Below are 20,857 nucleotides of genomic sequence, written 5' to 3'. Positions count from 1 at the left end.
GCATTCCTTGAATCCTACAGGCGCACCACTCGCGTTTCAAATAACGTCTAAATCAGGTATTAAAGCCGCCAACGAGTTTGCAGATGTCTAACGCTCTACTGGACCAGAGAAAAATACTGGCACATTTCACTAGGTCGAGCACTCAAGTGGTCAATCGTGCTGTCAGTGCTCAATGTAGAAACTTGACCCAGCCAGCAACTGCAAGTGACGCAAAGCAAGTCCAGCCCGAGAACAGCCAGCGCCAAGCACGCGCGCGTGGCACAAACCCCACGCCCCGCACAAAGGCCACACTCATCGCCGTGAACAAGGCCATTGCCAGCCCATGATCAGCTTTGCCGTCCGGGGCGGCCATCAGGGGCGGATAGAGCGTACACACGAGCATGATCGCTACCGCGATAAGCAAGCTCAGCGGGTGAAGGCGTGAGGGTGCTGGGGCGTCGGCGACACGCGGCATCATGGCCGCGGCTCCTCACGGTCGCTCAGGGCGCGACCGGCTTCGTTCTCGCCCCACATTGCATTTAATATGGCCAGCAGCAGGGCAAAACCGACTCCCAGCATCCACGCGAAATACCACATAGTCTTTGCTCCTCTGATGGCGTTAGTAGGCCGAATGTTCGTGGCTTCGATCTGTGCCACGGTGACCTTGCCGCGCATGACGCGATAGGCCCACGAGGTATAGATCACGATCAGCGGCATGAAGATCAACGTGGCCCAGAACATGATGGACAGGCTGAGATGACTGGACACGCTGTCCCACACGGTCAGGCTGGCCGCAGGCACGGTCGACGACGGCATGACAAAGGGGAACATCGACACGCCGGCCGTGCTGATCACCCCGATCACCGCGAGTGACGAGGCGACAAACGCGGCCAGTGTGCGGCGCATCATCATCAACAATGCGGCACCGGCTGCGCCACCCAAGCCCAGCGCGGGCAGCAGCCACAACACAGGATAATGGCCATAGTTGCTCATCCAGGCCCCCGCTTCGCGTACCACGGTCTTGTTGAGAATGTCCGGCAGCCCGGCGGTATCCACTACCGAGGTAATGCGATAGCCGTCGATCGATTGCAACCACACACCGGCAATGACGAATGTACCCAGCAGCACCAGCGCCGCGCCAACCCCGCCCTTGATGGCACGGACCTGGATCACGCCTTCAGTGCGGTGCGCCAGATAGGTACCGCCTTGCAGGGTGATCATTGCACTGCTCACCACGCCGGTCAGCAGCGCGAAGGGGTTCAGCAGTTGCCAGAAACTCCCGGTGTAAGTCGATACCAGCATGTTATTAAAGTGGAACGGTACGCCTTGCAACAGGTTGCCGAACGCGATGCCGAACACCAGCGGCGGCACGGCCCCGCCGACAAATAGCCCCCAGTCCCAGGTGCTGCGCCATTTGGCGTTGTGAATCTTGCTGCGATAGTCAAACCCCACCGGGCGGAAGAACAGCGCCCATAGGACCAGAATCATCGCCCAGTAAAACCCGCTGAACGCGGTGGCATACACCACCGGCCACGCCGCGAACAGTGCGCCACCCGCCGTGATGAACCACACCTGGTTGCCGTCCCAGTGCGGCCCGACGCTGTTGATTGCGACGCGGCGTTCCAGGTCCGTGCGGCCCACAAAGGGCAGCAGGTTGCCGACCCCCATGTCGTGGCCGTCCATGATGGCGAAGCCGATCAGCAGTACGCCGACCAGTGCCCACCAGATAAGTTTCAGAGTGAAGTAATCAAGCATGGTGGAGTTCCTTCAGGTTGGCATCGTAAGCATAACGACCGGTTCCGAGGCTGCCGGGCCCTTGGCGGGCAAACTTGACCATCAGGAACATTTCAACCACCAGCAGCACGGTGTAAAACGCCACGAAGCCTGCCAGCGAGCCATAGAGGTTATTGATGCTGAGGGTCGATACGCTCATGTGGGTGGGCAGCACGCCGTAGATGGTCCAGGGCTGACGGCCATATTCAGCGACGAACCAGCCCAGCTCGCAGGCCAGCCAGGGCGCGGGGAGCATGCAGAGCGCCCAACGCAGCAGCCAGCGGCGACGTGTGCAGGCCGACTTCAAGGTGCTCCAGAAGGCCAGCCCGAACAGCAGGAGCATGGCGAAACCCAGCGCGACCATGGCCCGGAACGACCAGAACATCGGGGTTACGCGCGGTACGGTATCGTTCACCGCCTTGTCGATAATGGCCGGGGTGGCCTGGTTGACATCCGCGACGTACTTTTTAAGCAGCAGGCCAAAGCCAAGGTCGGCCTTGTACGCTTCGAAGGTCTCGAACGCCGCCTTATCGGTGCGATCGGCGCGCAGGGCTTCCAGCGCATTGACCGCGGTAATGCCACGCAGGATGCGCGCGCGGTTTTTCTCTTTGATGTCATGAATGCCGGGAATCTGTTTGCTCACCGAGCGCGTGCCGATCAAGCCCATCACCCACGGCACGTCGACTTCCCAGTTGTTCCGGGATTCGGCTTCATTGATGCTTGCCAGCAAGGTCAGCCCCGCCGGCGCAGGTTTGGTTTCCCACATGGCCTCCATGGCCGCGAGCTTGGTTTGCTGCGCCTCACCCACCGTGTAACCCGACTCATCCCCCAGCACGATGACGCTCAGCACCGAGGCCAGGCCGAAGGCAGCCGCCACCCGAAAGCTGCGCTTGGCGAACTCGATGTCACGCCCCTTGAGCAAGTACCAACTGGAGATCGACAACACAAACATTGAGCCGGTGACATAACCGGCAGATACCGTGTGGACAAACTTGGCCTGGGCCACCGGGTTGAACACCACCGCCCAGAAATCCACCATCTCCATGCGCATGGTGATGTAGCTGAACTCCGAGCCCACCGGGTTCTGCATCCAGCCATTGGCGATCAAGATCCACAACGCAGACAGGTTGGTACCGACGGCCATCAGCAGCGTGACCAGCAAGTGATGCTCTTTCTTCAGGCGGTCCCAGCCAAAAAAGAACAGCCCGATCATGGTCGACTCGAGGAAAAACGCCATCAACCCCTCAATGGCCAGCGGGGCACCGAAGATGTCGCCCACGTAGTGGGAGTAGTACGCCCAGTTGGTGCCGAACTGAAATTCCAAGGTGATGCCGGTGGTCACCCCCAAGGCGAAGTTGATGCCGAATAACTTGCCCCAAAAGCGCGTCATATCTTTCCAGATGACATTCCCGGTCATCACATAGACGCTCTCCATGATGACCAGCAGCCAAACCATGCCCACCGTCAGCGGTACGAAAAGAAAGTGGTATAGCGCAGTAGCTGCGAACTGCAGCCGTGACAAATCCACCAGTTGTTCTGAGATCACTTGCTTGCCCCTTGAGTCGAGGTGGGTACACCGAATCGGTTGCCGACAGTGTTCGGGTCGACAGTGACGTGCGAATCCCGGACGAACAGCCACCACAGCACGCTCAGCAGCACGAGCTTGATCAGCACCGCGGTGAGCAGATGGCGCAGCAGTCGTTTGTCGGAAATGGTCATGCCAGGCAATTAGCACAGGGCATGCCAAGGCCTAATTCTGTATTTATATCGTTATAAAACAAACAGTTACGATGTTATCGGGTTGAATTCAGCGGGGATTGGCAGGCCAGCACGCTTCCAATCTGCCAGGTTGGCAGTCATTGGCAGTCGTAGACTGCCTAGGCCAGGCCCTGTTCTTTCAGGCGTCGGTACAAGGTCCTGTCGCTGATCCCCAGGTGCTTGGCCAACTCGCTGCGGGTGCCTTTGAATGTCGCCAACACCTGCGCCAGCGTGTTGCTGTCTAACGGCGTCGAAGCCACAGTCTGAGGCGGCAGCGCCGCGCATGCCTGGGGTAAATGGACGGCACGGATGACGCCGTCGTCAGCGAACAGACTGGCCCTTTCCAGAGCATTGCGTAACTCACGGATATTGCCAGGCCAGGGGTATTGCTGGAGCCTTGCCAAGGCTTCAGGGTCGAGGGTCAGGCGGCGCTTGCCGGCACCGCCACGCTGTAGAAAGGAATTGGCCAGCAAGCCGATGTCTTCGACCCGGTTACGCAAGGGTGGCAAGTGAATCGGGAAGGCGCTGATGCGATAGTACAGGTCCTGCCTGAACTCGCCTGTTTCCATCATCTTTTCCAGCGGTTTGTGGGTGGCGGCAATCAATCTGAAATTGGCGTGACAGGTCTCGACACTGCCGACCCGGCGATAAGTCGAGGATTCGATTAGGCGCAACAGTTTCACCTGCATGGCCAACGGCACATCGCCAATTTCATCCAGGAATAATGTGCCGCCCTGAGCGGTTTCGACCAAGCCGGGCTTGCGCGTGATGGCGCCGGTAAAGGCGCCTTTTTCATGGCCGAACAACTCGCTCTCGAACAGCGTTTCGGTCAAGCCCGAGCAATCCACCACGACAAACGGCCCGGCGGCCCGCTCGCTGGTTTCATGGACGGCGCGCGCGAACAGCTCTTTACCGGTGCCCGATTCCCCCAGCAGCAGCACCGGCAGCATGGAGGGCGCCACCCGTTGCAACTCCGATAGGGCGAGGTTGAAAGCCGCTGAACAGCCGACCAAGCCTTCGTCGCTTGGGCGCGCCGAGGCGCTGCGTACCAGTGTCAGGCGCTCCACATAGGCGGTAATCACCCCGTGCTCGTCGAGGATCGGGCGCAATTCCACGTCGACATGCTCCGGCCCCCGAGGCGTGTGGTGGATGTGCAAGACACGATCCGGCCCACGCATTTCCTGGGCTTTTTTCATCGGGCAATTCTCACCCGCCTGATCACAAGGGACGTCGTAATGGTGGGAGATCTGATAGCACTTATGCCCGATGAAGGGCTTGTCAGCGCTGCCGAACTGACGCTGATAGGCCGTGTTGGCCGCCAGGATGTTGTAGTCCGGATCAAGCACGATCATGGGGTTGGGTTCGTGTTCCAAAAACGCAACAAGCGACTGCACTTGATCCGGAGGGGGGACGGCGTTGGTGGGGGTCGGCTGAAAAGTCTTCATCATGGCTCCTGGAATCCATTCTTCTATCCTGTTGTGGCACTGCCACCTCTGTCAACAGGCACTGCCAATGGCAGAAAAACCCACCCGATAGAGGCCCTAACACGCCCATACAACAACAAAAAAACAAATAAAATCAATTAGATATTAGACAATTTGGTGAGTGCCATCGCCTGGCAAACTTATTGCACTGTCAGTCCTTAGTCTAAGTGGCTCGGTAAAAAAGCCCCCTCAAGGAGACCGTTCATGCGCGTCAAACTTCACGTCGAAGGCTTCTTCGACTCTGCCACCAACACTGTCAGCTATCTCATACTGGATGAAGCCAGCAGCCACTGCGCGATCATCGACAGCGTTTTGAATTACGACCCCAAATCAGGCCACACCGCCACCACGTCCGCCGACCGCCTGATAGCCCGGGTGAACGAGCTGAATGCGCAGGTCGAGTGGATTCTGGAGACCCACGTCCACGCCGACCACCTGACCGCCGCGCCCTACCTGAAAGAGAAAGTCGGCGGAAAAATAGGCATCGGCAGTCAGATTTCGACGGTGCAGAAGGTCTTCGGCACGCTGTTCAATACCGGTAGCGATATGCCCCGCGACGGCAGTCAGTTCGATCACCTGTTCGTCAGCGACGAGTCGTTCAGCATCGGCACGCTGCACTGCACCGCACTGCACACACCCGGCCATACGCCAGCCTGTATGACTTATGTGATCCGCAACGGCGGCGAAACGGCAGCCTTCGTCGGCGACACCTTGTTCATGCCCGACTACGGCACTGCCCGCTGTGACTTCCCCGGCGGAGACGCACGCACGCTGTTCCAGTCAATCAACAAAGTGTTGAGTCTGCCGGCAGAGACATTGCTTTATATGTGCCACGACTACCAACCGGGGGGCCGTGAAGTGCAGTTCGTCAGCACCGTTGCCGAACAGCGCGAGCACAACGTGCATGTGCGCAATGGCATCAGTGAGGAGGAGTTCGTGGCGATGCGTACCAAGCGGGATGCCTCGATGGACATGCCGACACTGATCCTGCCCTCGGTCCAGGTCAACATGCGAGCCGGGCATTTGCCCGAGCCTGAATCGAACGGGACCCGCTATCTGAAAATCCCGCTCAACGTCGCCTGACACTCATCCCCCCCCAAAAAAACATATAAGAAAAATACCCATAACGGAGACACTTATGGATATCCGCCGCCTTGCACCTGCTTTATCGGTATCAGAACAGATTCTCCCCAGCCAATTGGCTGAACTGAAAGCCGCCGGCTTTCGTGCCATCATTTGTAACCGCCCCGATGGCGAAGGCAGCGACCAACCGTTGTTTGCCGAAATCAAACGCGCCGCCGACGCAGTCGGCATCGAGGCGCACTACCTTCCCGCCGAATCGGGCAAAGTCACCGACGAGCAAGGGGCTGCCTTCGGCAAGCTGTTGGAAACACTGCCCAAGCCGGTGTTGGCCTATTGCCGCTCCGGTATGCGCTCGACAACGATGTGGGCGCTGTCACAAGCGGGTCAACACGACCTGCCGCACATCGTCGAGAGCGCCAAAAAAGCCGGGTTCGATATGAAGGGCGTGATTCGGCGGATTGCGAACCAAGGTCGCACGCCGGTCGAAGTGGCTGAGGCGCAGCACACCGTAGTCATCATTGGCGCCGGCGCGGCGGGTATCGCCACCGCCTCCAGCCTGCTGGCCCGCGCGCCGGGGCTCGACATTGCGATCGTCGACCCGGCCGATGTGCATTACTACCAGCCTGGCTGGACGCTGGTGGGCGGCGGTGTGTTCGACGCGCGTCAAACGGCTCACACGATGGGCACCACCCTGCCCCGCGGCGTGCATTGGATCAAGGCAGCGGTGGCGGCTTTCGAGCCCGAGCGAAATGCGGTCATTCTGGATGGCTGCCGGGTCGTCAAATACGAGCAACTGATCGTGTGCCCCGGCCTGAAGCTCGATTGGCATGCCGTCGAAGGTTTGTCGGAGACCCTGGGCCGCAACGGCGTGACCTCCAACTACCTGTATCACCTGGCACCTTATACCTGGGAAAGGGTGCAGCAACTGCGAGGTGGTCGGGCGATTTTCACGCAGCCGCCGATGCCGATCAAATGTGCCGGGGCGCCGCAAAAAGCCATGTACCTATCGGCCGATCATTGGAAACGCAGCGGCGTACTGGATGCCATCGAGATCGAGTTCTACAGCGCCGGTGCGGTGCTGTTCGGGGTTCCGGACTATGTGCCGGCGCTGATGGAATACGTCACTGCTTACGGTATCGACCTGAATTTCGGCAACACCCTCACCCGCGTCGACGGCCCGGCACGGACGGCCACGTTCAGCGGGGTGAATCTGGATGGCAGCCCCCGTGTGGTGACCCGTGAGTTTGATTTACTGCATGTGGTACCGCCGCAGGTCGCGCCGGATTTCATTCGAGTCAGCCCGTTGGCTGACGCGGCCGGCTGGATTGATGTCGACCCCGCCACGCTGCGACATAAAACCTGGGCAAACATTCATGCGCTGGGCGACGCGGCCAATTCGAGCAACGCCAAGACCGCTGCCGCCGCCCGCAAGCAGGCGCCGGTGGTGGCCCATAACGTGTTGGCGGCCATGGGTAAGGCGAACGGTTGCGCGCAGTACGACGGTTACGGCTCCTGCCCGCTGACGGTGGAACGCGGCAAGATCGTCCTGGCGGAGTTCACCTATGGCGGCAAGGTCGCCCCCAGCTTCCCGTCATGGCTGATCGACGGTACCCGCCCGTCCCGGCTGGCCTGGCTGCTCAAAGAGCGGATTCTTCCACCGCTGTATTGGAAGGGCATGCTCAAGGGCCGCGAATGGCTGGCGAAACCCGAGTTGACCGACCAATGAAATCAGGGCTGAACGCAAGGAGACTGAAATGATCATCGTCTTACTGCTCGGATTGACAGTGGGCGTGATTCTGGCTCTGACCGGCGCCGGCGGTGGAATACTCGCGGTGCCGTTGCTGGTGTTCGGGGCGGGCTTGAGCATGGCCGAGGCCGGGCCCATTGGCCTGCTGGCCGTCGGCCTGGCCGCGACCCTGGGCGCGGTGATGGGCCTGAAAAACGGCACCGTCCGCTACAAGGCAGCGCTGTTAATTGCCGCCGCCGGGATCATCTGTTCGCCCCTGGGCCTTTGGTTGGCGCAGCGCACGCCGAATCGTCCGCTGACGATCCTGTTTGCCTGCGTGCTGATGTATGTGGCGTTCCGGGTATTCAAACGGTCGTTGCCGCCGTCCGCGGCGTCAAAGGCCGCTGTCGCGAGCAAGCCGCCGCCCTGCGTATTGGACGCCCAACGAGGCAAGCTGAACTGGACGGCGCCGTGCGCCTGGGCGCTCACGGTGTCGGGCGTGGTTGCGGGCGGGCTTTCGGGCTTGCTCGGCGTGGGCGGCGGCTTTGTGATGGTGCCGGCGCTGCAGCGATACACCAATTTGACCGCGCAGTCGGTGCTGGCAACGTCCCTGGCGGTGATTGCACTGGTGTCGATGTCCGGCGTTGCCGCAAGCTCTGCGGCCGGCCATCTGCAGTGGGCGATTGCCCTGCCGTTCTCCCTGGGCGCATTGGTTGGCATGATGTGCGGGCGCCTGATCGCGGCCCGGCTAGCAGGTCCACACCTACAAAAAGGGTTCGCCGCTGTTTCTATGGCGGTTTCGGTGGCCTTGCTGGTGAAGGCTATTTAGTGATGTACATGAGCCATCCACTTCCAGGCCTGCCTAAGCCTCGCCTATAGCCCGTGACTTGCCCCCAGCTTTGTTCGGCTGAGCGCATGGGTGTAGTGAGTGTCACCGGCGGGCACTGCGTCGACCGCTTTTTTCAAATCGCGTTGTCAGTGGCGAAGTCCGAGTCACTTAATAAAATCCCTTGATGTAAGTGGCTGACGCTGACCCACATCAAGGGACGCCCGCAAAAAATTTGCTAAAACGATGCTGGGGCTGACCACGCCCCGGTTGTCTGCCTGATGGCTCAACAAAAACGATTGCAGACCTGCGCCAAGGGGACCGCCCCAGGCGGGGTTATTAAAGGAATAGTGCGATGACTTTTCCCCTGTTACGTCTGTGCCTTGTGGGGGTGATGCTGTGTCTGTCTCTTCCCCTGCACGCCAACGAAGCTCCCCCCTCGCTGATCGAACAGGGTAAGTACGTTGCCCAACTGGGCGACTGCATCGCCTGCCACACCGCCAAACAAGGCGCGCCAATGGCCGGCGGGCTGGAGCTGAGCACGCCGATGGGCACGATTTATTCGAGCAACATCACCCCGGACCGCGACACTGGCATCGGCCAGTACACATTCGAGCAGTTCGACCGGTTGATGCGTGAAGGCGTGACGCCTGCCGGGCAGAACGTGTACCCGGCGATGCCCTATCCGTCATACGCGAAGATGAGCGAAGGCGATATGCGCGCCTTGTTCGCCTACCTGATGCAGGGCGTGGAGGCAGTGAAAAAACCGAACATGGAAGCGCAGATGGGCTTTCCGTTCAACCAGCGCTGGGGCCTGGCGTTGTGGAATTTCGCGTTTCTCGACAAGCAGCAGTTCGCGCCTGACGCGGCGAAGGATGAAGTGCTTAACCGTGGCGCTTACCTGGTCCAGGGCCTTGGCCACTGCGGCTCTTGCCACACCCCGCGCGGCATCGCCTTCCAGGAAAAAGCCATGAGCGATGCGGACCGCAGCGGCCAGCATTACCTGGCCGGCGAGACCGTCGAACACTGGCGCGCGTTGAGCCTGCGCAACTTGTGGACGGTGGAGGACACCGTGCAACTGCTCAAAACCGGGCAGAACCGCTTTGCCACAGTCTCGGGCAACATGGCCGATGTGATTCACCACAGCACTCAGCACTTCACTGACACTGACTTGACGGCCATCGCGACCTATTTGAAATCCCTGCCGCCAGGTAAGGATGACCTGCCGATGCCTGCCGTGGCGCACGAGCCCGCAGCACCGCCCAAGGAACTGTTCAACAGCCGTGGCGGCCTGGGTTACATGCAGTTTTGCAGTGACTGCCACCGTAGCGATGGCGGCGGGGTGAAAGGCCTGTTTCCACAGTTGGCCGGTAACCCGAGTGTCGCCTCGAACGACCCGGCTTCACTGCTGCACATCACCCTCACCGGGTGGAAAACGGCTGAGACGGCAACCCATCCACGGGTCTACACCATGCCCGGGTTTGCTCGCCTGGCAGATCAGGAAATCGCCGAAATTCTCAGCTTCGTGCGCAGCAGTTGGAACAATGAAGGCACGCCCATCAGCGCAGCCCAAGTGAAGAAAATGCGCGACCAGCTCAACCCGATCACCACTGATTCTTCAGCCTTCGAAACCCCACGTTTGGCTGAGTTACTGACAGCCCCCAACGCCGAACAAGTTGTACGCGGCATGCGCCTGCATCTGCAGACCAAGGAGCTGCTGCCCAATAACGTCGGCAACTCGCTCAATTGCACCAGTTGCCATCTCAACGCGGGCACTGTGGCGGACGGTTCGCCGTTTGTTGGCGTCTCGGCGTTTTTCCCAGGTTATGCGCCACGTGCGGGCAAAGTGGTGACCCTGGAAGAACGGATCAACGGCTGCTTTCGCCGCTCCATGAATGGCAAGCCACTGCCACCACAATCGACAGATATGCAGGCGATGGTGGCGTACTTCGACTGGATGAAACACAACACTAAGCCGGAAGATAGAGTGGCAGGGCGCGGGGTGGGCAAGGTCGACACGGCGATCAAGCCTAATCTGGACAACGGCAAGCTGGTTTATGCCAAGCAATGTGCGGTGTGCCATGGCGACAATGGCCAAGGTCTGACGCGAGCGGACGGCGAACGGGTGTACCCACCGTTGTGGGGCGAACAGTCGTTCAATATTGGGGCGGGGATGGCGCGCGCATACACGGCCGCGGCGTTTGTTAAACGCAACATGCCGATCGGGTTCCACGAGAAATTTCCATTGGGGCAGGGAGGGTTGTCTGACCAAGAGGCGGTGGATGTGGCCGCGTACTTTACCCAGCAGCCAAGGCCGGATTTCCCGGACAAACTGAAGGATTGGCCGAAGGGTGGTAAGCCGGTGGATGCGCGGTATTAACCGCAGCCGCCCAAAGCGGGCGCTGTAAATAAGGGAGCGGCGGTCTTGGTAACTTTATATAAACTCCATCAAGGCCGCCAGACAAACTCCCACAGGGTCACACCGTGCCATGGCTCACAACGGATTAAGTAGCTGAATGAGGCTACTTGATCTCACCCTGGTTTTTAAAGATGAGTAAACTTGCATGATGCAGGAAAAGTTCATCGCGCCTCCATTTTGGCTAGGGATGGCCTAAAGTAGACTGATATTTTCCGGCTACTTCAGCCCACTCCAAGAACCCATCTGCGGTATGCAATTGAAGCTGCTGACGGCTACATTGCACATTTGCTTACACACGGCGCCGCGGCTAGCGCTAATCCGGTTGGTTGATACCTTGTCCCAGCATCACACCATTAACGGTCTCTCCGTATAAGTTTACGCCGTCGCCTTCGTGATACTTTTTTCGGGTCTTTTCAATGGAACCATCGACCAGACGAGGATCCTGAGGCCGCTCATGGCTATTGATGTATGCAGCCACATGCCAAGCTTCATCATCCGTCAGAGAACCGCCCTTACCCAGGGGCATATTTTGCTTGATAAAACCGGCGGCAGTATTGATGCGGTGCATCCCCGCCCCCCAGTTGTAAGAGCCCCATCCCCAAAGCGGCGGAAATACGAATGCTCCCAAGGACTTTTGGCCCTGCCCCTCCACTCCATGGCAGATGGAACATTGTTCAACATATATTTGTTTCCCTTTAGCCAGATCAAAACCTTTTTCAGGTGCGGGGATAACAGGATAGAGGCGCCCTGGAAGGTTCTCGCCCACAGGTGCCTTGGTCGCGAGCCAATAGGCATAGGTGCCGAGCGCTTTCATTACATGACTATCACTGGAGGGAGCCTTGCCGTTCATGCTGAATTCGAAGCAACACTGCTTCCGTTCGGTAAACGTATTCACTTTGTTATTCTTTTTTCGATAGGCGGGGTACATGCCATAAGCTCCCCACAGAGGGGCAGAATCCGCCTTACGACCTTGATCGAGGTGACAATTACTGCAGTTAAGACCATTGCCAACATACTCAGGAGCATTTTTTTGAGTATTGACAAAAATATCACGGCCCTCCCTTACCAGCACCCCGAAGGCATTGTCTGGCAGGTCCATTTCCTGCGGTGGGGTAAATACAGAAGGCGAAACCGCATCAACCGCCACGATGGCGTAGCTTTGAGCATTCGCATCACGTTGAGATCCGACCGGACCCTTGATTGTCGGAGCCATGTCGCGTTCTTCGTACAACGTTTTCGCAACCAGAAGTGGCACAGCTATGGCAATAGTGAGCAGTATTTTCGCTGGAAACTCCATTGCTTAACCTCACCGCTCAACCTGGGCAAATAGACTGACAAATCTTGAACTTCGGTATCGCTCAACGAACGTGCGATATGGCTCATTAGTTCATTTGGGTCATTCTCTCGCGTTCCACTGCGCCAAGCATTTAACTGCGCCGCGATGTAGGCACTGGACTGGCCAACAAGCGGGGGAAAGCTTTCTCCCACGCCAGTGTTACTCACCCCGTGACAAGCCACACATGCAGGAATATTGCGACTCCAGTCTCCTTGCTTCACCAGTTTTTCAGCGACACTGCCCAGACTACCTGTGGAATTCAACCCGACACTCGGAGCATCGACAACTAATGCATTTAAGTAGCGGGCAACAGCCTCACCTTCAGTATTTTTAAGCGCCAATGCGATAGGTTGCATCACGGCACTGGCTCGTTTTCCAGAGCGAAAATCTTCAAGTTGCTTGGCCAAATAACTCTGCGGCAAGCCCTCAAGACGGGGAAATCCTGCGCTGCTGTTGCCCATCCCATTGGTAGAATGGCAGGTAGCGCAAGCCACTGCTGCAGGTGACTCGCCTCCTTGAGTGTAGATTTTCTGACCTAGGGACTCGGCGTTTGCTCCGGTCGCCAGCACAACAACGCAGGCACTAATGCTGGTCTTGAGACAGAATCTTGTTGAAAGACTCACGATTTTTTGACTCCTTTTTTTATTGGCTCATTCACAGTGCGATCCAACTAGTTATGCCCCAAGTTTATGCCATAGGTGAAGGAGCTAGATAGCGACATACCGCGCTGTAATGATTTTTATGAATATACTTATGCCAAAAAAATATTGTCAATTTTTTCCCTCACAACTTTGAGGGAAGAGCCCCTCCTCCCATTCCCTTACTTGGAAGCGTCGCTCGGCCCCCGTCAGACCTGAAATCGCACGAGGAACTTCAGTGCGCATATCGGCAACATACGCTTCCCACTATTGCAGCGGCTTATATCAGTGATCGCTTGTGCTGCGCCTCTACTACCCGTAATTCCATGGAGACAAGTGCGCGCAGAGTCGAGCCGAATCTTCCACTCGCTCAGACGGGCAATCGCCAAAGCGAGTGCTCGCGATTCTGGATCGTCTTCACTGCGGTCCGCTCCAACGAGCCAAAGCTGCGGGTCCGGAACCTGCCCCGTACTAGGGCATGGATATCATTGGCGCCTGCACAATAATCTGCGCAGCTTCACTTTGAAGGTCCTCAAGCACTGCATCACAGTGGTCACCGGCGTGTCCGGTTCAGGACATTCCTCGTTGGTGTTCGACATGATCGCGACTGAATCCCAACGCCAGCTCAACGAAAGCTACAGCCGCAAGCCCGTTGAACACCTAGACGCGGTGCTTACTCATCAACCCGTTGCCCCGCGATGCAACTGGGCGGCTACATCGCGGGAATGCTTAACGATGGCCTTCAGGTCCGGCCTGTCACGACACTACTATTCAAAATCAAATTAAACCCAACCAGATCCGTCACCCTCTCACTGAGCGCCCATGCAACAAAACTACCGCCTTCCAGCACGCTCAATAGCGCCCTTGCCAGCGCCTCGGGATCTAGTTCTGCTTTGATGACGTTTAACGACTGCCCGAGCGCCAAATTATTTTTTAACCAAGCAAGGTGCACTTCAAAAAATTGTCGGGTCAATTGTTTAAGGGCCTCCGGCAGTACCGATAGCTCAGCGGCAAGTGCGCCACACAGCGGTAATGCGCCACTGTTGGAGCTGTCAATGAAAAACTCAGAAAAATTTTTCAAACGCGCCAGCACATCAGCGCTGTCTTCGTTAATTAATGTCAGCTTATTTTTAAACCTAAAAAGATAACTCTCGATGACCGCGGCCCCCAAATGTTCTTTAGTTGGAAAATGATGATGAATACTGGCTTTTTTAATACCAATTTCATCGGCTAAATCGGCATAGCTGAATGCTGCATAGCCTTTTGTTCGTAACAATAACTCGGCAGTAACTAAAAGATCAGTTCGTGTGCTCATGGCGCTTACCTATATTTATTAGTGCGATAATACTCACTGCGCCGGCGCACTGGTTCAACTCATCACGATAAGAGGCCACCACGACTTCGGCCTCTTATCGTTCATTTCTTATACGCCTGCTTGATTAGGATGAGCATTGATATCTAATGATTCGTTTGTTCTGGAGCGGACCACCTTCCACCATCCCAACGACAGCGCGATCGCCACCAAGGGAATAGACAAGACAGTATAAGTCCCGTTTGGATAATCGAGTCCCAACAGCACCAACACCACACCGAGGAAAATAAGCGTCAACCATGACGTAAATGGCGCGCCAGGCATTTTAAAAGACACCATTTCTACCTCCCCTCTTTTAACTGCTCGACGGTAGTTTATTTGTGACAAAACAATAAACGCCCACGTCGACAATATCCCCAGCGACACCAAGTTCAATAACAACTCGAAGAGTTGAGCAGGCATGAGAAAGTTCAACCCCACTCCAATGACGTTAATAACCATGGTGACCAGAATCCCCATATAAGGAACGCCCTGGGTGCTCATGCGTTTGAACATTTTCGGCGCAGACCCGCCCATGGCCAATGATCGCAACACCCGCCCTGTTGCATACAAACCGGAGTTTAGGCTTGAGAGCGCGGCAGTCATCACGACAATGTTCATGACGGAACCGATGCCAGGAATGCCGAGCGCCTCGAAAAAGGTGACAAAGGGGCTGACGTTAGCGCTGTAGGCAGTCCACGGTAAAACGGTCACCAGCAAAAATACCGAGCCCACGTAAAACAGGCCGATACGCCAGATCACGCCATTGATCGCCTTAGGAATTACGCGCCGTGCATCCGCCGTCTCACCTGCAGCGGTACCCACCAGTTCGATGCTCGCATACGCAAATATCACGCCTTGCACGATGATAATTGCCGGCAATAGCCCATGGGGGAATATCCCGCCATTCTCGGTAATCAAGTGCAAGCCTGGAATAGTGCCTCCCACCGCATGGCCGGTGGCAAAGAAAAACGAACCTATAACCAGGAAGACACTGATCGCCGCAACCTTTATGACCGCAAACCAGAATTCCATTTCGCCGAACCATTTCACTCCGACCATATTCATCACGGTCACCACACCCAGGGCACTCAATGCAGACACCCACTGTGGAACGTCAGAAAATATACTCCAGTACTTCATGTAAATAGCGATGGCGGTTATATCAACGACGCCCGTTAATGCCCACACCAGAAAATACATCCATCCCGCCACGAAAGAAGCGCCTTCTCCCATGAACTCTCGCGTGTATGAGACAAAACTGCCACAACTCGGGCGGTGCATTACCAACTCGCCCAAGGCTCGCAAGATGAAGAACGCAAAGATGCCACAGACCAAATAAACAACGGCCAGCGACGGACCAGCAATTTGTACCCTGGCCCCTGCGCCCAAGAACAAACCGGTGCCAATAGCACCGCCCAATGCCATCATCTGTACATGGCGTTTTTTCAAATTTTTTGAGTAGCCACTTTCGTGGGCGTCCAGCCAATCTCCCCGGTTCGCGGGCCTGCCTTTGAAACCACGGTCTTTTGGAAAGGTATTATTTTTTTTCATAATCCACCCGAGCGATTAATGTGCTTTTTTTATTTATCGAAACGCCTACTTTTTGTGTACCTTAAAAAGTTCAGATAAAACGTTCCTCATCATCACTTTGTCAGGCGCCATGCCTCTCCCGCACGCCTCTTGTATAACTCCGACTCTCGCCTGGCCAAATAACCACTAGAAACGCCGGACAACAAAAAACCTACCATCCACATGATAGTCATGCAATAAATATTTAACACGCGCGACCATGCTATTGTTTTTTATGGCAAAAAAGTAAATTGCCAACCAAGTGGTAGACATTTAAATATCGTGTGAATTACTCTGATATCGTCGCCTTAGCCGCGACCAGCCCCCTCACCAGGACAAACATTGGACGGTCGTATGAAGCCTTATAAAAACGTACAAACGCTGCTCGCCCACGCATCAATCGAGCCCGACCAGCATCATGGTTTCGTGAACACGCCGGTTTATCGAGGTTCGACCGTCGTATTTCCTACCTGCGAGGACATGCGTGAAGGCCGTCAGAAATATATCTACGGCCGATGGAACAACCCCTCGACGCAGGCGCTGACCCAGGCCCTGACCCAACTTGAAGGTGCGCAAGGCACTGTGCTTTGCCCTTCAGGTCTCAACGCATGTACGACAGCCATATTATCTGTGGTCGGTACGGGGGATCACCTGCTGGTTGCCGACAATGTGTATTCGCCGATAAGGGCTTTTGCCGATGACGTGGGGCGGCGCCTTGGCATCGAAGTATCGTTCTACGACCCGATGATCGGCTCCGACATCGCGGCGCTCATCAAACCTAACACCAAGGCCATTTACCTCGAGTCGCCAGGGTCCTTGACCCTGGAAATACAGGACATCCCCGCCATCGCCAAGGTCGCCCATGCACATGACGTATTGGTGATCGCAGACAACACCTGGGGTACCCCGCTCTACCATCCTGCGCTGGAACTGGGTGTGGATCTTTCGATCATGGCCGCCACAAAGTACATCGTCGGCCACTCTGACGCGGTGCTGGGAACGGTCTCGGCCTCAGAGAGAGCCTGGGACCGCCTGAAAAAATACCACTTCAATATGGGCTTGTTCGTCAGCCCTGACGACGTGTCACTGGCGCTTCGCGGCATGCGAACCCTGGATGTAAGACTTGAACGACATTACAAAAACGCGATGATCGTGGCCCGCTGGCTGGAAAGCCATGGCGACGTTACGGCGGTTTACTACCCGGCCCTCGAATCCCACCCTCAGCATGAACTATGGAAAAGAGATTTCAAGGGCGCCTCCGGACTGTTGTCTTTTCTGACCAAGCCCGCGACCCAAGCAGCGGCCGATGCACTGCTGGACAACTTGTCGCTGTTTTCAATCGGTTACTCGTGGGGCGGCTATGAAAGCCTGGCGATGCTTACAGACCCTAAAGCAGTCAGAAGCGCGACAACCTGGGAGCATGATGGCCATCTTGTGCGACTGCACATTGGCCTGGAAGACCCGGAAGACCTTATCGCCGACCTGGAACAAGGCTTTGAGCGCTTCAATAGGTTAAACAGCTGACAGGCTGCTGGTTTTTCATACACTTCTTTGGCTGCGCCTGACCAGCGCAGGCAAGGTTGCAAACAGCACTTCATACGGCACCGGAATCAGCCCGAACATCACCAGCGGACCCAACGAAAGCCCGCCCATGAGGGTGATCGCCATCCCTGCCCGCGAACAGCATCAACGGCACAGGCCGATGATGCAGGTAAACTTGGCCAAGACGATAGGCCGCAGCCTCATCACTTCGGCCGTCAGCATTGGGCTCCAGACCTGCACTGCGCGAGGCTGAACATGCGATCGAATCCAAATGGATGGGGAGTGGCCGGCTGGCTGGATCAACACCGGCCCTCTGCGCCTGGCAAGTTCGCGCGGCCCCACAAATCCACGACCAAAACAGTCGACCATAGAAGCGATCGGCGGCTGATCAATGGGCAGATTTGCAGTCGCGGCCGTTGAAGTCAAGGCACTTGCCCATAGCACTCAACTTTCGACCGAAGAAACCGCAGCGATGACAAAGCGATCCAAAGCAAGTCGATCCTCACTGTGAGTGCGATGCAACTGAGTACCGACATGGAGACAAACTCGATTGCGGTGGCGCAGGCCTGCCAGAAAGGTGTACCGCAATCGGGTCAGCATCACCGATGCTTTCGACCCAAAGTGCAGCGGGAGCCAGCCAGGCGGCCAGCGCTTGCAGCGAGCTATCGAGCCTGGCGAAAAACGTGAACAAACTGGTAGGCGGTTTCAAGGTTTAAACGTGCAGTGATACCAGCGGCTGCTCAAAAAACTGCGGGTTAAAACAAATCAATAACCTGCCGAAAACGCTCTCGACGGCTCAGGGCAAACGGTTAACGCTTCGGTCATGTCACTGCCTTACACTGTCTTTCAGCGCGTTTTCAGCACCTTCGATTATACGGATAGTAAATATCTTCAGAATAAACGTTGCAAGCCTACCAACTGGATGGTAGCTTGTTACCACGTTCCAAGAAGCCCGCCATCCACCACCCTACTTGTTTTGTGAGAATACTATGAAAGACTGGACCCAAACCCGCAAAGACATCAACGCTCGCCTGGTAGAACTCAACGCTCTGTCTCCAGAAACCATGAAAGGCATGGCTGCACTCGGTGCCGCCGGTGGCAAGACCAACCACCTGGACGCCAAGACCCGCGAGCTGATCTCTCTGGCCGTGGCCGTGACCACTCGTTGCGACGGTTGTATCGCTTTTCACGCTGCCGAAGCCAAGAAGATTGGCGTTACCAGTGAAGAAGTGGCCGAAGCCTTGAGTGTGGCAATCAACATGAATGCCGGCGCCGCACTCGTCTACAGCACTCACGTGCTGGACGCGTTCGATAAGTCGTAAGCAAACGATGACTTTCAACCTTTAACACTGTCGAGATCAATCATGACTAAGCTGTTCACCCCTTACGATCTGTCCGGTACCGAGCTGAAAAACCGCGTGGTCATGGCGCCGATGACCCGTACCCGTACCCTGAACAACATCGCGAACGCGTTCACCGCGCAGTACTACGCACAACGCGCGTCCGCTGGCTTGCTCATCACCGAAGGCCTGCCGATTTCCGACGAGGCCCGTGGCTACCTGTACACCCCCGGGATTTATACCGAGGAACACCTGGCAGGCTGGCGCCCAGTAACTGACGCAGTGCATGCCAAGGGCGGGAAAATTTTCGCGCAACTGTGGCACGTTGGCCGTATGTCGCACATTTCGGTACATGGCATCGTTCCAGTTTCTTCGGGTACTCAGCCGGCGGTCGATACCACCGTGTACGCCTGGTCCACACCGGACCAAACCGGCCCGGTACAACCCAGCGTGCCGCGTGCGTTGGAAACCAACGAAGTGAAACGTGTCATCGCTGACTTTGTGAAATCCGCACGCATCGCGATGGATGCCGGTTTCGACGGGATCGAAATCATGGCAGCTAATGGCTTTCTGTTCGATCAGTTCCTCAGCAGTGCTTTGAACACCCGTACCGACCAGTACGGCGGTTCAATTGCCAATCGCCAGCGTTTCCTGTTGGAAACCATTGACGCGATCGCTGCCGAAATTGGCGGCTCGAAAATTGGCGTACGTTTCTCCCCGTTTGGTCGCTTGTACGACTTCGGCGTCTACGAAGGCGAAGAAGAAACCTGGATGAGCATGGCGGCCGCGCTGAATGAACGCGAACTAGCGTTCGTTCACCTGAACTACCAGCCGACCATCGTCGCCGCGCAAACGCCACCGGGTTTCGGTGCCGCATTCCGTGAAGCGTATAAAGGTACCTTAATGGCCGCCGGCGGCTTTACCCAAACGCTCGCCGAGTCTGAATTGGCCAAGGGTGAGCTCGACCTGATCGCCTTCGGCACCGCCTACATTGCTAACCCGGATCTGGTAGAGCGGATGCAAAACGGCTGGCCATTGGCTGAACCTGATCGCGCGACGTTCTACGCTGTCGGCGATCAAGTAGCCAAAGGCTACACGGACTACCCTGAGTATGCTGCAGCCAACGCTTGATGGCTCATTGCATCACTTTTTTTCACCACAACCGTTAAGGAGCAGACCATGCCACTCGTTACCATCAAAGGTATTGAAGGCGTTTTTACCGACCAGCAAAAAGCTGAAGTCATTCAGAAAGTGACGGACGCCATGGTATCCGTAGAAGGTGAAAGCATGCGTGGCATCACCTGGGTCATCTTTGAGGAAGTCAAGAGCGGCGATTGGGGCATTGGCGGCAAACCCATTACAGCTGAAGAAGTACTGAAACTGCAAAAAGGTCAGTAAGGGGTCTCATCCCTTAATAAACGACTCCCGGGTCGTTGGGCGTTATCACGCCCAACGACCCGGGAGTTTTTGCGTTCTATATGAACACTGATTTATCGTGGAATATTCAATGATTCTGATCATTTATGCTCACCCGTACCCGGACAAATCCACGGTAAACGCGGCCATGCTCAAGCAGGCAGCCACTCATCCTGATGTCGTCATCCGCTCCCTCTACGCGCTTTATCCCGACTTCAACATCGACGTCGAGGCCGAACAGCGGGCGGTTGAAAAGGCTGACCTGGTAGTGCTGCAACATCCAATGTACTGGTACAGCTACCCTCCCCTGATGAAATTGTGGATCGATAATGTATTCACCCATGGCTGGGCCTACGGCAAACACGCCCATGCGCTTAAAGACAAACCTCTGTTGTGGGCAGTTACGACCGGCGGCGACGAGGATCACTTCGGCATCGGTGCCCATCCCGGTTTTTCTGTACTGGCTCAGCCACTGCAAGCTACGGCTATCTATTGCCATATGCGCTGGCTGGAGCCTGTGGTTTTCCATGGTGCGTATACCGCGGACCCAACTGCCCTGCACACACACCTCGAGCACTACAGCGCACGCCTGACCGCTGGCAAGGAAGATTGAT

At 56.6% G+C, this 20,857-nt stretch carries 18 protein-coding genes and 1 pseudogene; 9 read left to right on the top strand and 10 right to left on the bottom strand.

What is annotated here, in order from left to right:
* Positions 1-169 precede the first annotated feature (169 nt).
* From L6D81_RS08325 to L6D81_RS08305, 5 genes are all read right to left on the bottom strand, one after another.
* Positions 170-457: a cyd operon YbgE family protein gene (locus L6D81_RS08325; protein WP_069787662.1), complete on the bottom strand. Its 288-nt coding sequence runs from the start codon at positions 455-457 to the stop codon at positions 170-172.
* Entirely contained in the window at positions 454-1,734 is a 1,281-nt protein-coding gene (gene cydB, locus L6D81_RS08320; RefSeq protein ID WP_236178667.1) for a cytochrome d ubiquinol oxidase subunit II, read from the bottom strand. Before cydB ends, L6D81_RS08325 begins: the two co-directional genes overlap by 4 nt.
* The gene (locus L6D81_RS08315; RefSeq protein WP_236178666.1) at positions 1,727-3,298 is read right to left on the bottom strand and encodes a cytochrome ubiquinol oxidase subunit I; all 1,572 of its coding nucleotides are present in this window, start codon (positions 3,296-3,298) and stop codon (positions 1,727-1,729) included. The genes cydB and L6D81_RS08315 overlap by 8 nt, the downstream gene beginning before the upstream one ends.
* Complete coding sequence (cydP, locus tag L6D81_RS08310; protein WP_024076427.1) at positions 3,295-3,471, bottom strand: cytochrome oxidase putative small subunit CydP; 177 nt, start codon at positions 3,469-3,471, stop codon at positions 3,295-3,297. The genes L6D81_RS08315 and cydP overlap by 4 nt, the downstream gene beginning before the upstream one ends.
* A gap of 158 nt (positions 3,472-3,629) precedes the next feature.
* Positions 3,630-4,955, bottom strand: coding sequence for a sigma-54 interaction domain-containing protein (locus L6D81_RS08305; protein WP_236178665.1), 1,326 nt, complete (start codon positions 4,953-4,955; stop codon positions 3,630-3,632).
* 243 nt (positions 4,956-5,198) lie between these two features.
* Here L6D81_RS08305 and L6D81_RS08300 point away from each other — a divergent pair, with 243 nt between their 5' ends.
* The 4 genes from L6D81_RS08300 to L6D81_RS08285 all read left to right on the top strand — a co-directional run bounded on the left by L6D81_RS08300 (position 5,199) and on the right by L6D81_RS08285 (position 11,009).
* Complete coding sequence (locus tag L6D81_RS08300; protein ID WP_236178664.1) at positions 5,199-6,077, top strand: MBL fold metallo-hydrolase; 879 nt, start codon at positions 5,199-5,201, stop codon at positions 6,075-6,077.
* 55 nt (positions 6,078-6,132) lie between these two features.
* The gene (locus tag L6D81_RS08295) at positions 6,133-7,803 is read left to right on the top strand and encodes a bifunctional protein tyrosine phosphatase family protein/NAD(P)/FAD-dependent oxidoreductase (RefSeq protein ID WP_236178663.1); all 1,671 of its coding nucleotides are present in this window, start codon (positions 6,133-6,135) and stop codon (positions 7,801-7,803) included.
* Positions 7,804-7,831: 28 nt separating this feature from the next.
* Positions 7,832-8,632 (top strand): sulfite exporter TauE/SafE family protein, encoded by an 801-nt coding sequence (locus tag L6D81_RS08290; RefSeq protein ID WP_236178662.1) that lies wholly within the window; start codon positions 7,832-7,834, stop codon positions 8,630-8,632.
* 352 nt (positions 8,633-8,984) lie between these two features.
* A complete protein-coding gene (locus L6D81_RS08285; RefSeq protein WP_236178661.1) occupies positions 8,985-11,009 on the top strand; it encodes a c-type cytochrome in 2,025 nt (674 codons plus the stop codon).
* A 352-nt stretch (positions 11,010-11,361) separates the two neighbouring features.
* On the opposite strand, the gene L6D81_RS08280 is transcribed toward L6D81_RS08285, so the two are convergent.
* From L6D81_RS08280 to L6D81_RS08265, 4 genes are all read right to left on the bottom strand, one after another.
* On the bottom strand, positions 11,362-12,345 hold the full coding sequence (locus tag L6D81_RS08280) for a c-type cytochrome (RefSeq protein WP_236178660.1): 984 nt from the start codon (positions 12,343-12,345) through the stop codon (positions 11,362-11,364).
* Complete coding sequence (locus L6D81_RS08275; RefSeq protein WP_236178659.1) at positions 12,306-13,007, bottom strand: c-type cytochrome; 702 nt, start codon at positions 13,005-13,007, stop codon at positions 12,306-12,308. The genes L6D81_RS08280 and L6D81_RS08275 overlap by 40 nt, the downstream gene beginning before the upstream one ends.
* A 757-nt stretch (positions 13,008-13,764) precedes the next feature.
* Positions 13,765-14,337 (bottom strand): TetR/AcrR family transcriptional regulator, encoded by a 573-nt coding sequence (locus tag L6D81_RS08270; protein WP_236178658.1) that lies wholly within the window; start codon positions 14,335-14,337, stop codon positions 13,765-13,767.
* Positions 14,338-14,445: 108 nt separating this feature from the next.
* Positions 14,446-15,927 (bottom strand): amino acid permease, encoded by a 1,482-nt coding sequence (locus tag L6D81_RS08265; RefSeq protein ID WP_236178657.1) that lies wholly within the window; start codon positions 15,925-15,927, stop codon positions 14,446-14,448.
* A gap of 372 nt (positions 15,928-16,299) precedes the next feature.
* Between L6D81_RS08265 and metC the strand changes: the two genes are divergently transcribed.
* Positions 16,300-17,469 (top strand): cystathionine beta-lyase, encoded by a 1,170-nt coding sequence (gene metC, locus L6D81_RS08260; RefSeq protein ID WP_236178656.1) that lies wholly within the window; start codon positions 16,300-16,302, stop codon positions 17,467-17,469.
* Positions 17,470-17,484: 15 nt separating this feature from the next.
* Here metC and L6D81_RS29675 read toward each other — a convergent pair.
* Positions 17,485-17,694: pseudogene (locus tag L6D81_RS29675) on the bottom strand (hypothetical protein); the annotation flags it as partial.
* Between the two features lie 782 nt (positions 17,695-18,476).
* Here L6D81_RS29675 and L6D81_RS08255 point away from each other — a divergent pair.
* The 4 genes from L6D81_RS08255 (at position 18,477) to kefF (ending at position 20,856) form a co-directional block, all read left to right on the top strand.
* Positions 18,477-18,809 carry a carboxymuconolactone decarboxylase family protein gene (locus L6D81_RS08255; protein WP_236178655.1) on the top strand — a complete coding sequence of 111 codons (333 nt, stop codon included), beginning with the start codon at positions 18,477-18,479 and terminating at the stop codon, positions 18,807-18,809.
* A 42-nt stretch (positions 18,810-18,851) separates the two neighbouring features.
* Positions 18,852-19,958, top strand: coding sequence for an alkene reductase (locus L6D81_RS08250; RefSeq protein ID WP_236178654.1), 1,107 nt, complete (start codon positions 18,852-18,854; stop codon positions 19,956-19,958).
* Between the two features lie 48 nt (positions 19,959-20,006).
* A complete protein-coding gene (locus L6D81_RS08245; RefSeq protein WP_069787676.1) occupies positions 20,007-20,225 on the top strand; it encodes a tautomerase family protein in 219 nt (72 codons plus the stop codon).
* Between the two features lie 109 nt (positions 20,226-20,334).
* Positions 20,335-20,856: a glutathione-regulated potassium-efflux system oxidoreductase KefF gene (gene kefF, locus L6D81_RS08240; RefSeq protein ID WP_069787677.1), complete on the top strand. Its 522-nt coding sequence runs from the start codon at positions 20,335-20,337 to the stop codon at positions 20,854-20,856.
* Position 20,857 lies beyond the last annotated feature (1 nt).

Origin of the sequence: Pseudomonas sputi (genome assembly GCF_021603585.1) — a bacterium.
Taxonomy (GTDB): domain Bacteria; phylum Pseudomonadota; class Gammaproteobacteria; order Pseudomonadales; family Pseudomonadaceae; genus Aquipseudomonas; species Aquipseudomonas sputi.
This window is presented reverse-complemented; position numbering and strand designations above follow the sequence as displayed.

Bases quoted from the DNA above. Each gene is read 5' to 3' on its own strand.
- L6D81_RS08250 (WP_236178654.1), top strand. From the start codon at position 18,852: ATGACTAAGCTGTTCACCCCTTACGATCTGTCCGGTACCGAGCTGAAA.
- L6D81_RS08285 (WP_236178661.1), top strand. From the start codon at position 8,985: ATGACTTTTCCCCTGTTACGTCTGTGCCTTGTGGGGGTGATGCTGTGT.
- L6D81_RS08305 (WP_236178665.1), bottom strand. From the start codon at position 4,955: ATGAAGACTTTTCAGCCGACCCCCACCAACGCCGTCCCCCCTCCGGAT.
- L6D81_RS08270 (WP_236178658.1), bottom strand. From the start codon at position 14,337: ATGAGCACACGAACTGATCTTTTAGTTACTGCCGAGTTATTGTTACGA.
- L6D81_RS08265 (WP_236178657.1), bottom strand. From the start codon at position 15,927: ATGAAAAAAAATAATACCTTTCCAAAAGACCGTGGTTTCAAAGGCAGG.
- L6D81_RS08290 (WP_236178662.1), top strand. From the start codon at position 7,832: ATGATCATCGTCTTACTGCTCGGATTGACAGTGGGCGTGATTCTGGCT.
- kefF (WP_069787677.1), top strand. From the start codon at position 20,335: ATGATTCTGATCATTTATGCTCACCCGTACCCGGACAAATCCACGGTA.
- cydP (WP_024076427.1), bottom strand. From the start codon at position 3,471: ATGACCATTTCCGACAAACGACTGCTGCGCCATCTGCTCACCGCGGTG.
- cydB (WP_236178667.1), bottom strand. From the start codon at position 1,734: ATGCTTGATTACTTCACTCTGAAACTTATCTGGTGGGCACTGGTCGGC.
- L6D81_RS08280 (WP_236178660.1), bottom strand. From the start codon at position 12,345: ATGGAGTTTCCAGCGAAAATACTGCTCACTATTGCCATAGCTGTGCCA.
- L6D81_RS08300 (WP_236178664.1), top strand. From the start codon at position 5,199: ATGCGCGTCAAACTTCACGTCGAAGGCTTCTTCGACTCTGCCACCAAC.
- L6D81_RS08295 (WP_236178663.1), top strand. From the start codon at position 6,133: ATGGATATCCGCCGCCTTGCACCTGCTTTATCGGTATCAGAACAGATT.
- L6D81_RS08255 (WP_236178655.1), top strand. From the start codon at position 18,477: ATGAAAGACTGGACCCAAACCCGCAAAGACATCAACGCTCGCCTGGTA.
- metC (WP_236178656.1), top strand. From the start codon at position 16,300: ATGAAGCCTTATAAAAACGTACAAACGCTGCTCGCCCACGCATCAATC.
- L6D81_RS08245 (WP_069787676.1), top strand. From the start codon at position 20,007: ATGCCACTCGTTACCATCAAAGGTATTGAAGGCGTTTTTACCGACCAG.
- L6D81_RS08325 (WP_069787662.1), bottom strand. From the start codon at position 457: ATGATGCCGCGTGTCGCCGACGCCCCAGCACCCTCACGCCTTCACCCG.